Here is an 11475-nt window from a genome sequence, read left to right as displayed (position 1 = left end):
ATCCGTGTCATCAGCCAGGCCGCCTTCGCGAGCAGGCTCGCTCCCACAGGTGATCTGAGTCGGACACAATTTCCGAGTACACCGAAGATCCACTGTGGGAGCGAGCCTGCTCGCGAAGGCGGCCTTCATGCTGAATCAATGTTACTGACTGACCACTCTGCCAGACGTTCAAGGTGAATGCGTGATGTCTGCCAAATCATCGGCCGCCAGGGCGCCGGTGTCGGAAGTTTCCAGCACCACATAGGCGCTGCTGCAAAACAGTGAATTCAGACGCTTCATGTCGGCAATCAACTCAAGGTGCAACGAGCTGGTTTCGATACTCTGCACGATCTTACGTTGCAATCGGCTGACGTGAGCATGGGCCAGGCGCCGTTCCTGTGCGCGAAAGCGACGTTTCTCGCGCAATAACTGGCGGGCACTTTCCTTATCGGCACTGAGGAACACCGACAACCCCAGGCGCAGGTTGGATATCAACTGACTGTGCAGCCCCGCCAACTCTTCCAGGCCGACCTCGGAAAAAGACCGGCGCTGTGAGGTTTTCTGTTGCTGGACCTTGCGCAGCATACGTTCGATGAGGTCGCTGGCGAGTTTAAGGTTGATCGCCAGCTCGATGATTTCCGCCCAGCGCCGGCTGTCCTGCTCGCTGAGATCTTCGCGGGGCATTTGCGCCAGATACAGCTTGATCGCGCCATAGAGCGATTCCACATCATCGGTCAGGCGCCGCATTTCCTGGGTAACGGCGGTTTGCTTGCCGTTCAGCACGTCGAGCATGGCCTCGAGCATGTTGTCGATCAGGTCGCCGATGCGCAGGGTTTCCCGGGCGGCATTGGCCAGCGCCAGGCTGGGCGTGACCAGCGCTGTTGGATCAAGATGCCGCGGTTTGGCAGTGCCATTGATTTGCGGGCGCTCCGGCAGCACCCACGCACAGAACCTGGCCATCGGTCCGACACTCGGCAGCAAGAGCAGGCAACGCGCGGTGTTGTAGAGCAGGTGAAAGCCGATGACCATTTCCTGAGGGCTGAAGTCCAGGCTGTCGATCCAGTGCACCAACGGATCGAGCACCGGGATGATCAGCAACAGGCCGATCAGTTTGTAGAGCAGGCTGCCCAACGCCACCTGGCGGCCGGCGGCGTTCTGCATGCTGGTGCTGAGGAAGGCGAGGATGCCGCTGCCGATGTTGGCGCCGATCACCAGGCCGATGGCAACGGGCAGGCTGATCACCGCAGCGCCGGCCAGGGTCGCGGTCAGCAGGACGGCAGCCAGGCTGGAGTAGGAAACCATCGCAAACAACGCGCCGACCAGGGCATCGAGCAAGATGTCGCCGGTCAGCGAGGCGAAAATCACCTTCACGCCTTGGGCCTGGGTAATCGGCGCGGCAGCGGCGACGATCAGTTGCAGCGCCAGGATGATCAGCCCCAGTCCGATACTGACCCGGCCCATCTGTCCAACCCGGGTCTGTTTGCGTGACAGGAAGAAAATCACCCCAAGAAAGATCAGCAGCGGCGACAACCATGACAGGTCGAAGGTCAGCACCCGCGCCATCAGCGCGGTACCGACGTCGGCCCCGAGCATGGTCGCCAGGGCAGGGGTCAGCGCCATCAGGCCCTGACCGACAAAGGAGGTGACGAGCATGGCGGTGGCGTTGCTGCTCTGGACCATCGCCGTCACGACGATCCCCGACACGAACGCCAGCCAGCGCCTGGACATGTTCCGGCCAATCACATGGCGCAGGTTGGAACCGTAGACCCGCAGGATGCCGGTTCGGACGATGTGCGTGCCCCAAATCAACAGGGCCACGGCAGATAACAAATTGAGCAGGGTGAGCATGCAGGCCCCCTGTGGTGGTAGCGCCCCATCGGAGCAAGTTGACGGTGCCGCGCGTTCTTCTACGTTCTGTACTTAAGCTGTAGTTGGCTAACGGACTGCGCGCCAGCATCGCACAGCTAAAGAAGCGATTGAAACAAAACTGCCATAAAAACAGCTTGATGCAGATATGAAAAAGGGGCCCGAAGGCCCCTTTGTCATCACATGGCATTCGGGTTATTGACCCGGAATATCCTTGCGCAGCTTCACCGGTTCCTGCTGCTTGCGCTTTTTCGCCATGGCGGTGCGCATCTTGATGTTGATCGCTTCCACCGCCAGCGAGAACGCCATGGCGAAGTAGACGTAGCCTTTTGGCACGTGAACGTCGAGGGATTCAGCAATCAGCACAGTACCGACTATCAACAGGAACGACAGCGCCAGCATCTTCAGCGACGGGTGCTTGTCGATGAACTCGCTGATGGTGCCGGAAGCCCACATCATCACCAGCACGGCAACGACGATCGCCGCGACCATGACCGGTACGTAGGACACCATGCCAACAGCGGTGATGACCGAGTCCAGCGAGAACACGATGTCGATGATCGCGATCTGAATGATGGTGTAGAAGAAGTTGCCGCCCTTGCCGCCCGGCTCCTCATTGGTTTCGTCTTCACCTTCCAGCGCGTGGTACATCTCTTGCGAGCTCTTCCACAGCAGGAACAGACCACCGAAGAACAGGATCAGGTCACGCCCGGAAATACCCTGGCCGAACACTTCGAACAAGTCGGCGGTAAGGCGCATGACCCAGGTGATCGACAACAGCAACAGAATCCGCGTGACCATGGCCAGCGCCAGGCCGAAAATCCGCGTGCGTGCCTGCATGTGCTTGGGCATGCGGCTGACCAGGATCGAAATCATGATGATGTTATCGATACCCAGAACGATTTCCAGGGCGGTCAGGGTGAAGAAGGCAACCCAGATTTCAGGGTTGGTCAGCCATTCCATGTGTATTCCTTTGTGCGAGTGTTAAACCACGAAGGGCCCAGGCTTCAAACAACAAAGCCTGGACCCGTCATGGTGAGTCTTGGGCTTATAGAGTGCTGAACAGCGGAAAAATCCCCATCAGCAAAGCGGCGACCAGTATGCACATGCAAACCAGCACTGCCCACTTCAGGGTGAAACGCTGGTGATCACCGAAGTCGATACCGGCCAGGGCCACCAACAGGTAGGTCGATGGTACCAGCGGGCTCAGCAAGTGGACGGGCTGACCGACGATCGAGGCACGTGCCATTTCAACCGCGGTTATACCGTAATGGCTGGCGGCTTCCGCAAGTACCGGTAACACGCCGTAATAAAATGCATCGTTCGACATGAAGAACGTGAACGGCATGCTCACCAGTGCAGTGATCACCGCCAGGTACGGGCCGAGGAAGTCCGGGATGACCGCCAACAGGCTTTTCGACATCGCATCGACCATTCCGGTGCCCGACAGGATGCCGGTGAAGATACCGGCCGCGAAGATCAAGCCGACCACCGCCAGCACGCTACCGGCGTGGGCCGCGACGCGGTCCTTCTGCTGTTGCAGGCACGGGTAGTTGACGATCATCGCGATACTGAACGCCACCATGAACAGCACCGGCAGCGGCAACAGACCGGCGACCAGGGCGCACATCAGGGCCAGGGTCAGGGCGCCGTTGAACCAGATCAACTTTGGACGACGGGCATCCGGGAATTGCGAAACGCTGATTTCACAGTGGTCGATTTCCTCGCCCACCAGGTGCAGCTCACCCAGACGTGCACGCTCACGCATGCCGTAGAAGTAGGCAATCACGAGGATAGCCAGCACCCCGAAAGCCATCGCCGGAATCATGGGTACGAAGATGTCGGACGGGTCCACGTGCAGCGCACTGGCCGCACGAGCGGTCGGGCCGCCCCACGGCGTCATGTTCATCACGCCACCGGCGAGGATGATCAGGCCGGCCATGATCCGCGGGCTCATGCCGATACGGGCGTAGAGCGGCAGCATGGCGGCAACGCAGATCATATAAGTGGTCGCGCCGTCCCCATCGAGGGAGACGACGAGCGCCAGTACGGCGGTGCCGACCGAAACTTTCAACGGGTCGCCCTTGACCAGTTTGAGGATCTTGCGCACGGCCGGGTCGAACAGGCCGGAATCGATCATCAGGGCGAAGTACAGAATGGCGAACATCAGCATCACACCGGTCGGTGCGAGCTTGGTGATGCCTTCGAGCATCATCGGGCCGATCTTCGGCGCAAAACCACCGAACAGCGCGAACAGGATCGGGATGATGATCAGAGCGATCAGCGCGGAAACGCGCTTGGTCATGATCAGGAACATGAACGTGATGACCATGGCAAAGCCAAGGAAAGTCAGCATGGGAATACTCCAGGCATAGCGCGTCTAGGGAATGGGCGAACCGGGTGGGTCAGCGCAGAACGGGAAGCACGAGGCGTATGGGTGGAGTGACAGCGAAGCGGCGGGTAGAAGAGGGCATCAGGATCACCATTGTTGTTGTTAAATGGGCTGTGCGAGCGATAAAACACTGGCATTGGCCAACCGGTCTGTTGCCGGTAGTGGGGGCGATCCTAATCGCGGAAGCTTTCAGCCAGCTTTCGCGGATGAAAGCATTGACCAGATGTGCAACCGGTCGTCGGACCGGGGCAGGGACGTTAAACCGAGTTGACGCCTTCGCGAGCAAGTCGAATCGTCGCACCGCCGCTCCCACATTGGAATGCGTTCCCCTGTGGGAGCGGCGGTGCGACGATTCGACTTGCTCGCGAAGACGTCGGAACATACGCAACAGGAGGAAACAGAATGGGCGAAGTTCATACGGGCGGCTGCCACTGCGGACATCTGCGCTATCAATTCAGCGGGCCTTTGCACGACATCGCCCACTGTCATTGTTCGATTTGCCGACGGGTCAGCGGCGGGATCGTGACCACCTGGATCACCGTGCCCGCCTCAGCCTTTGAATGGGTGAAAGGAACGCCAGCGCAGTACGACTCTTCAACCACCTGCGTGCGGTATTTCTGCGGCAACTGTGGGGCGCAGCTGGCGCTGGTTTCGCACCTGAGCCCGGACAGCATCGACGTGACCATCGCCACCCTCGATCATCCCGAGCACGCACCCGCCGAAAGGCATATCTGGACTGACAACCGACTGCCCTGGCTGCATCTGGATGAACATTTGCCCGGCGAAGCCGAGGAACAGTTGTAAACTGATCAAAAAACAGACAGATCCAGTGGCCGAATGGCGCCCATCCAGATCGCATGCTCGGTGTGGTCGAGCAGATCGTCGCCGGTGTCCGGGTGCAGGAACACCACCAAGCCTTTGCGGTTGAGCGCAAGCCAGGGCAGCACGTCGCCGATGTATTGCGGCTCGAACGCCAACTGGCAGCTCCAGTCCGGGTGCGGGCCCACCGGCCGTTCATGGACGCGGCCCATCCTCACTGGAAACAGTTGCGCCGCCTGCTCACACAAGGCGCGCGCCTGAGGAAGGGTACTGGCGTCGAAGTAGACATGGGCGTGGTAGCCCTTGATCTGCTGCATTTGAAACCCTCTGAACCGAGTCGAACCGGCGTTGTTTCCCACAGGTCACACGCCATAAAGATAGGAAGAACGGAGCACGGCCATGAAAAATGCCGAAACCCCGGTGGTGAAAGTGGTGCTTTATGGTGCCATGAGTAGCCTAGGCAGTGCGCTGATGGCTGAAATGCTGCGGCGCCAACATGAAGTGATCGCGATTCTCGATGACCTGACGGCGCTCGCGCCGCGCCCGGGACTGCGGACCAAGACCGGCGATTTGTTCGACGCCAAGCGGGTCAAGCAGAGCGTCGCCGGGTGTTCGGCGGTGATTTGTCTGCTGGATGCCCCCGGACTGCCGATGAGCAGCGAGCACGTGGAAAAATCCATCGTGCCCGGCCCGGTCGAGCAAGTGTTGGCGGTGGATGCCCTGATCGATGGCATGCAGGCCTCAGGGATTGCCCGGCTGTTTCTGGTCGGCGATTTCGAGGCACTGGACGATCCGGAAATAGAAGATCGGCTGCAACGCCACGCCGCCGAAGAAATCCGCGAGGCCCTGCAAAGCAGCACCTTGCACTGGACGCTGGTGAATGCGCCACGCGGGGTGCCTGGGCTGACCATCGAACATTTCAGCCACGTCAGCAGCAGCCTGGAGCCGGGCCTCGCCGAACCGCTTGGACGGTTGAGCCGGGTGGCTGTGGGGATTGCCGATGAGTTGCGGTTGAACCTGCATGTCGGCGAACACGTGACCTTTGTCGCGACCGAGGCTATACAGCGATAGACGGCAACGGCAGGCCATTCAACGATTGCGCACTGCTGGCCTGCTCAGCCATCAGCCAGTCCACAAACTGTTGAATCAGCGCACCACGCCGTTTCCGCTGGGGCAGGACCACGTAGTAGCCGAGCCTGGAGATCACCGTTTGCGCAATCGGTCGGCACAACAAACCCTGCGCCAGCAAGTTATCCACAAGGTGCCGCCACCCAATCGCCACGCCCTGGCCGCCAATCGCCGCCTGAATCAGCAGCGTGTAATTGTCGAAGCGTAATTGCCCTGGCGCGGGTGCCGAAGCAATCCCCAACTCACGAAATACGCCGCTCCAGTCGAACCAGTTGCTGCTGTTCTCGCCGCGAAGGTGCAGCAGCGGGAACTCGAGCAATGACTGGGGTGGCAAGGGCAGGGGACGATCCTTCAACAGCAGCGGGCTGCACACCGGAAACACTTCTTCGCTGAACAGCCAATGGCTTTCGCCCTGTTTGAATCGGCCATCCCCAAACAACACCGCCACATCAATATCAGTGCGCAGCATGTTGAGGCTGCGTTCGCTGGTGACCAGGCTGACGTCCACTTGAGGATTGGCGGCATGGAAGCGGTGCAGGCGCGGCATCAACCAATACGCGGCGAAGGCGAAATCGGTGGCGACCTGCAACACTTCATGTTGATGCTGTGCGCTGATCGCGCTCAACCCTGCGTCGATATTCTGCAATCCGAGCTGAACCTGCTCAAACAGGATCGTCCCGGCCTCGGTCAGTTCGATGCCGCGATAGATCCGGTCGAACAGCCGCGTCCCGAGTTGTTCTTCCAACCGTTTGATCTGCTGGCTGATGGCCGGTTGCGTGGTGCCAAGCTCCACGGCGGCCGCGGTGAAGCTGCGCTGACGGGCCGCCGTTTCAAAGGCGCGAAGCAAATCCAGAGACAAATCACCAAGGGCGTCATACATAAGCTGTGCTTATCCTAGTCATTGCCGCGCATGGGCTTTACCACAAATTGCATGGGCTACATGCTCAATCACAGCACTCTCGCATAAATATTCACTATGGAATGCCGCGATCACATGAAGCGCAAAAATATTCTTTTCATCATGGCCGATCAAATGGCCGCGCCAATGTTGCCGTTCTACGGCCCTTCGCCCATCAAACTGCCTAATCTCAGCCGCCTCGCCGCCGAAGGCGTGGTGTTCGACGCCGCTTATTGCAACAGCCCATTGTGCGCGCCGTCGCGTTTTACCCTGGTCAGCGGTCAGTTGCCGAGCAAGATCGGCGCCTACGACAACGCGGCCGATTTCCCCGCCGACGTACCGACTTATGCCCACTACCTGCGTCGACTCGGCTACCGCACCGCGCTGTCGGGCAAGATGCATTTCTGTGGCCCGGATCAGCTGCACGGCTATGAAGAACGCCTGACCAGCGACATCTACCCGGCCGATTACGGCTGGTCTGTGAACTGGGACGAGCCAGACGTGCGTCCAACCTGGTTTCACAATATGTCGTCGGTGCTGCAGGCCGGGCCGTGCGTACGCACCAATCAGCTGGATTTCGACGAAGAAGTGGTGTTCAAGGCTCAACAGTACTTGTTCGATCACATCCGCGAGGATGGCGATCAGCCGTTCTGCCTGACCGTTTCGATGACTCACCCACACGACCCGTACACCATTCCCAAGGCCTTCTGGGATATGTACGACGACGCCGACATCCCGTTGCCTGAAACCCCGGCGCAGACCGAACTGGATCCGCATTCCCAGCGTTTACTCAAAGTTTACGACCTGTGGGACAAACCACTGCCTGTGGATAAGATTCGCGATGCACGCCGTGCGTACTTCGGTGCGTGCAGCTATATCGACAGCAACGTCGGCAAACTCCTGCAAACACTCGAGGAAACCGGCCTGATCGACGACACCATCATTGTGTTCTCCGGCGACCACGGCGACATGCTCGGCGAGCGTGGGCTCTGGTACAAAATGCACTGGTACGAAATGGCCGCCCGCGTACCGCTGTTGATCAGTGCGCCGGGGCAATTCGGGGCTGGCCGGGTCAGCGCGGCGGTGTCCACTGCCGATCTGTTGCCGACCTTCGTCGAACTGGCCGGCGGTTCGCTGGAGCCGGGTCTGCCGCTGGATGGCCGCTCACTGGTCTCGCACCTGCAAGGACAGGGCGGTCATGACGAAGTCTTCGGCGAGTACATGGCTGAAGGCACTATCAGCCCGCTGATGATGATTCGCCGTGGCGCCTACAAATTCATCTACAGCGAAGACGACCCTTGCCTACTCTTCGACGTACACAACGACCCGCGCGAACTGGAAGAACTCAGCCAGTCGCCGCAACATCAGTCGCTTTTCGATGAATTTCTCGCCGAAGCCCGGGCCAAATGGGATATCCCGGCGATCCACCAACAGGTGCTCGCCAGCCAACGACGCCGACGTTTCGTCGCCAAGGCATTAACCATCGGCAAGCTGAAGAGCTGGGATCACCAGCCGCTGGTGGACGCCAGTCAGCAGTACATGCGCAACCACATCGACCTCGACGATCTGGAGCGTAAAGCACGTTATCCACAACCCTGCCAAAACCAATAATGTTAAGGGGAATGCCATGCGTAGGTTATCCACAGCAATGACGGTCGGGCTTCTGGCTCTGGGCAGTGCATCGGCGTATGCCGATCAGAGTTGCGAGACGGTGAAAATGGCCGACCCTGGCTGGAGCGACATTGCCGCGACCAACGCCATCACCGGGTTTCTGCTGGACGGCATGGGCTACAAGGCCAAGGTCGACACGCTTGCAGTGCCGATCACCTTTGGCGGCTTGAAAGATGGCCAGGTCGACGTGTTTCTCGGTAACTGGATGCCGGCGCAACAGGGCTTCTACGACAAATTCGTGGCCACCGGCGATGTCACGCAACTGGCAAAAAACCTCGACGGCACCGAATTCACCCTCGCGGTCCCGGATTACGTCTGGGACGCAGGTGTGCATAACTTTTCCGACCTGAACAAATACGCTGACAAGTTCGACAAGAAGATCTACGGCATCGGCTCCGGCGCTCCCGCCAACATCTCGCTGCAGGAAATCATCAAGAAGAACGACTTCGACATGGGCCAGTGGAAACTGGTCGAGTCCAGCGAGCAGGCGATGCTGGCCGAAGTGTCTCGCGCGGTGAAAAAACAGAAGTTCGTGACCTTCCTCGGCTGGACCCCGCACCCAATGAACGTGCAACTGAAAATGCATTATCTGAAGGGCGGCGAGAAGTACTTTGGCGACACGGGCAGTGTTCATACGCTGACCCGCAAAGGTTATGCACAGGCCTGCCCGAACGTCGGCAAACTGCTCACCAACCTGAGTTTCACCCAGGAAATGGAGAACAGCATCATGGCCGAAGTGGTGAACAAGAAGGTCAGCAATGCTGATGCGGCGAAGGCGTGGATCAAGGCGAATCCGGCGGTGCTGGATAAGTGGCTGGACGGGGTGAAGACCGTGGATGGGAAGGATGCGTTGGGGGCGGTGAAGGCGAAGCTTTAATTGGGTGATGCTGGATTCTGTGTCTGGTTCAGGATCGCCCCCTCACCCCAGCCCTCTCCCCATAGGGGAGAGGGGGAAAGGGAGCAGATCTCCGGTGTTTTTCGGACCTGAGTTCGCCTCGTTATTTCAGGTCGCAGTATTCCGAACATTCAACACGGTCAGTCCCCTCTACCCTCTGGGGAGAGGGTTAGGGTGAGGGGTGGATTCATCTGACACCCCTCACAACCCTGCTACCCTTGCGCAAAATCTCACCCGAGAGGACCCATGGCCTTTCCAAGCCGCCATTCGCTCTTCCCCTTCCTCAGCTGGATGCCTCGGCAAACCCGCGCCAGTGTCGGTCGTGACCTGATTGTCGGTCTCAGCGGCGCGATTCTCGCGTTGCCGCAATCCATTGCCTACGCGCTGATCGCCGGTCTCCCACCTGAATACGGTCTGTACGCGGCGATTATCCCGGTGCTGATCGCCTGTCTCTGGGGGTCTTCGTGGCATTTGATCTGCGGTCCTACGGCGGCGATTTCTATCGTCTTGTACGCCAGCGTCAGTCCTCTGGCCGTTCCGGCGTCAGAGGACTACGTCACCCTGATCCTATTGCTGACGCTGCTTGCCGGCATTTTCCAGTGGCTGCTCGGTTTGCTGCGCTTCGGCGCCTTGGTGAATTTCGTCTCGCACTCGGTGGTGCTGGGTTTCACCCTCGGCGCGGCGGTGGTGATTGCCATCGGCCAACTGCCGAATTTGTTGGGGCTGGATTTGCCCAACCAGGCAACAGCGCTGAACAGCTTGATGATGCTCTTCAGTCACCTCGGCGAAGTGGATAAACCGTCGCTGATGCTGGGCCTGGCGACCGTCGTCGTGGGCGTGATCCTCAAATTGCTCCTGCCACGCTGGCCGACGCTATTGATCACCCTGGTGCTGAGCGGATTGCTGGTCTGGTTCTGGCCATCGATGCTTGGCCATGTGAAGTTGGTCAGCGCGTTTGTCGGGCGGCTGCCGCCCTTCAGCCCGCTGCCGCTGGATCTGGACCTGATTCTGCGCTTGTTACCCAGTGCGGTGGCGGTGGGCATGCTCGGGCTGGTCACCAGTCTGTCGATTGCCCGATCCTTGTCGGCCCGCTCCCAGCAGTTGCTCGACGCCAATCAGGAAGTCCGCGCCCAGGGTTTGTCGAACATGGTCGGTGCGTTTTTTTCCGGATCGCTGTCAGCCGGTTCCTTCACCCGCTCGGGCCTGAGCTACGAAGCGGGCGCCTGTTCGCCGATGGCCGGGGTTTTTTCGGCGGTGTGGGTGGCGCTGTTCGCCATCTTCGGCGCGAATTTGATCGCGCACATTCCGATCCCGGCCATGGCCGGCAGCATTTTGTTGATCGCCTGGGGGCTGGTGGATCATCGCGGTATTCGCGCGTTGTTGCGGGTCAGCCGCGCCGAGTTCCTGGTCATGGCGCTGACCTGCGTCGCCACGCTGCTGCTGGAATTGCAGACCGCGATCTACGCCGGAGTGCTGGCTTCGCTGTTCTTCTACCTCAAACGCACCTCGCAACCGCGGGTCCAGCATTGGCAGGATGGGGATGAAGACATTCTGCGGGTTGGCGGTTCGATCTTTTTCGGCGCCAGCCATTACCTGCAAGTACGCCTGCAGCGGATGCACGGCGCACGCGTGGTGATCGAAGCGCAGCAGATCAACTTCATCGATTATTCAGGTGTGGAGATGCTCCATCAGGAAGCGCGGCGGCTGCTGCGGCAGGATCGCAGCCTGACTTTGCGGCGCGCGCGGCCGCAGGTGGTGGAAGAGTTGCGGAAGCTGGAAGGGGCGGAGAAATGCCCGATCCGGTTTGAGGACTGATCCGAAATCGGT

The 11475-nt window shown here is 59.6% G+C and carries 10 protein-coding genes; 5 read left to right on the top strand and 5 right to left on the bottom strand.

Features of this window, described 5'->3' with window-relative positions; translation table 11 throughout:
- Positions 1-168: 168 nt before the first annotated feature.
- The 3 genes from KGB03_RS13285 to KGB03_RS13275 form a co-directional block, all read right to left on the bottom strand.
- Positions 169-1827, bottom strand: a complete 1659-nt coding sequence (locus tag KGB03_RS13285) for a Na/Pi cotransporter family protein (RefSeq protein ID WP_218538483.1) — start codon at positions 1825-1827, stop codon at positions 169-171.
- A 213-nt stretch (positions 1828-2040) separates the two neighbouring features.
- On the bottom strand, positions 2041-2808 hold the full coding sequence (locus KGB03_RS13280) for a TerC family protein (protein WP_192408721.1): 768 nt from the start codon (positions 2806-2808) through the stop codon (positions 2041-2043).
- A gap of 85 nt (positions 2809-2893) precedes the next feature.
- Positions 2894-4201, bottom strand: coding sequence for a CitMHS family transporter (locus KGB03_RS13275; RefSeq protein ID WP_223527244.1), 1308 nt, complete (start codon positions 4199-4201; stop codon positions 2894-2896).
- A 438-nt stretch (positions 4202-4639) separates the two neighbouring features.
- Between KGB03_RS13275 and KGB03_RS13270 the strand changes: the two genes are divergently transcribed.
- Positions 4640-5041, top strand: coding sequence for a GFA family protein (locus tag KGB03_RS13270; RefSeq protein WP_218538481.1), 402 nt, complete (start codon positions 4640-4642; stop codon positions 5039-5041).
- A 5-nt stretch (positions 5042-5046) separates the two neighbouring features.
- Here the strand turns inward: KGB03_RS13270 and KGB03_RS13265 are convergent, their stop codons facing one another.
- Entirely contained in the window at positions 5047-5373 is a 327-nt protein-coding gene (locus KGB03_RS13265; protein WP_111448156.1) for a DOPA 4,5-dioxygenase family protein, read from the bottom strand.
- Positions 5374-5455: 82 nt separating this feature from the next.
- Here KGB03_RS13265 and KGB03_RS13260 point away from each other — a divergent pair, with 82 nt between their 5' ends.
- Positions 5456-6127 (top strand): NAD(P)-dependent oxidoreductase, encoded by a 672-nt coding sequence (locus KGB03_RS13260; RefSeq protein WP_218538480.1) that lies wholly within the window; start codon positions 5456-5458, stop codon positions 6125-6127.
- Here KGB03_RS13260 and KGB03_RS13255 read toward each other — a convergent pair.
- Positions 6114-7064, bottom strand: a complete 951-nt coding sequence (locus KGB03_RS13255; RefSeq protein WP_218538479.1) for a choline sulfate utilization transcriptional regulator — start codon at positions 7062-7064, stop codon at positions 6114-6116. The two genes, KGB03_RS13260 and KGB03_RS13255, sit on opposite strands and share 14 nt — an antisense overlap.
- Positions 7065-7178: 114 nt before the next feature.
- On the opposite strand from KGB03_RS13255, the gene betC reads away from it, so the two are divergent.
- The 3 genes from betC to KGB03_RS13240 all read left to right on the top strand — a co-directional run bounded on the left by betC (position 7179) and on the right by KGB03_RS13240 (position 11463).
- Positions 7179-8693: a choline-sulfatase gene (gene betC, locus KGB03_RS13250; protein ID WP_218538478.1), complete on the top strand. Its 1515-nt coding sequence runs from the start codon at positions 7179-7181 to the stop codon at positions 8691-8693.
- Between the two features lie 16 nt (positions 8694-8709).
- Positions 8710-9630 carry a choline ABC transporter substrate-binding protein gene (choX, locus tag KGB03_RS13245; RefSeq protein ID WP_008155658.1) on the top strand — a complete coding sequence of 307 codons (921 nt, stop codon included), beginning with the start codon at positions 8710-8712 and terminating at the stop codon, positions 9628-9630.
- A gap of 264 nt (positions 9631-9894) precedes the next feature.
- Entirely contained in the window at positions 9895-11463 is a 1569-nt protein-coding gene (locus tag KGB03_RS13240) for a SulP family inorganic anion transporter (protein WP_223527243.1), read from the top strand.
- Positions 11464-11475: the final 12 nt, after the last annotated feature.

Source organism: Pseudomonas sp. BF-B-26 (assembly GCF_019956495.1).
Taxonomy (GTDB): Bacteria; Pseudomonadota; Gammaproteobacteria; order Pseudomonadales; family Pseudomonadaceae; genus Aquipseudomonas.
Note: the sequence above shows the minus strand (reverse complement) of the source record. Positions and strands in the feature narration are given on the sequence as shown.

Excerpts from the sequence above, each read along its gene's own strand:
- KGB03_RS13285 (WP_218538483.1), bottom strand. The coding sequence starts at position 1,827 with ATGCTCACCCTGCTCAATTTGTTATCTGCCGTGGCCCTGTTGATTTGG.
- KGB03_RS13280 (WP_192408721.1), bottom strand. The coding sequence starts at position 2,808 with ATGGAATGGCTGACCAACCCTGAAATCTGGGTTGCCTTCTTCACCCTG.
- KGB03_RS13275 (WP_223527244.1), bottom strand. The coding sequence starts at position 4,201 with ATGCTGACTTTCCTTGGCTTTGCCATGGTCATCACGTTCATGTTCCTG.
- KGB03_RS13270 (WP_218538481.1), top strand. The coding sequence starts at position 4,640 with ATGGGCGAAGTTCATACGGGCGGCTGCCACTGCGGACATCTGCGCTAT.
- KGB03_RS13265 (WP_111448156.1), bottom strand. The coding sequence starts at position 5,373 with ATGCAGCAGATCAAGGGCTACCACGCCCATGTCTACTTCGACGCCAGT.
- KGB03_RS13260 (WP_218538480.1), top strand. The coding sequence starts at position 5,456 with ATGAAAAATGCCGAAACCCCGGTGGTGAAAGTGGTGCTTTATGGTGCC.
- KGB03_RS13255 (WP_218538479.1), bottom strand. The coding sequence starts at position 7,064 with ATGTATGACGCCCTTGGTGATTTGTCTCTGGATTTGCTTCGCGCCTTT.
- betC (WP_218538478.1), top strand. The coding sequence starts at position 7,179 with ATGAAGCGCAAAAATATTCTTTTCATCATGGCCGATCAAATGGCCGCG.
- choX (WP_008155658.1), top strand. The coding sequence starts at position 8,710 with ATGCGTAGGTTATCCACAGCAATGACGGTCGGGCTTCTGGCTCTGGGC.
- KGB03_RS13240 (WP_223527243.1), top strand. The coding sequence starts at position 9,895 with ATGGCCTTTCCAAGCCGCCATTCGCTCTTCCCCTTCCTCAGCTGGATG.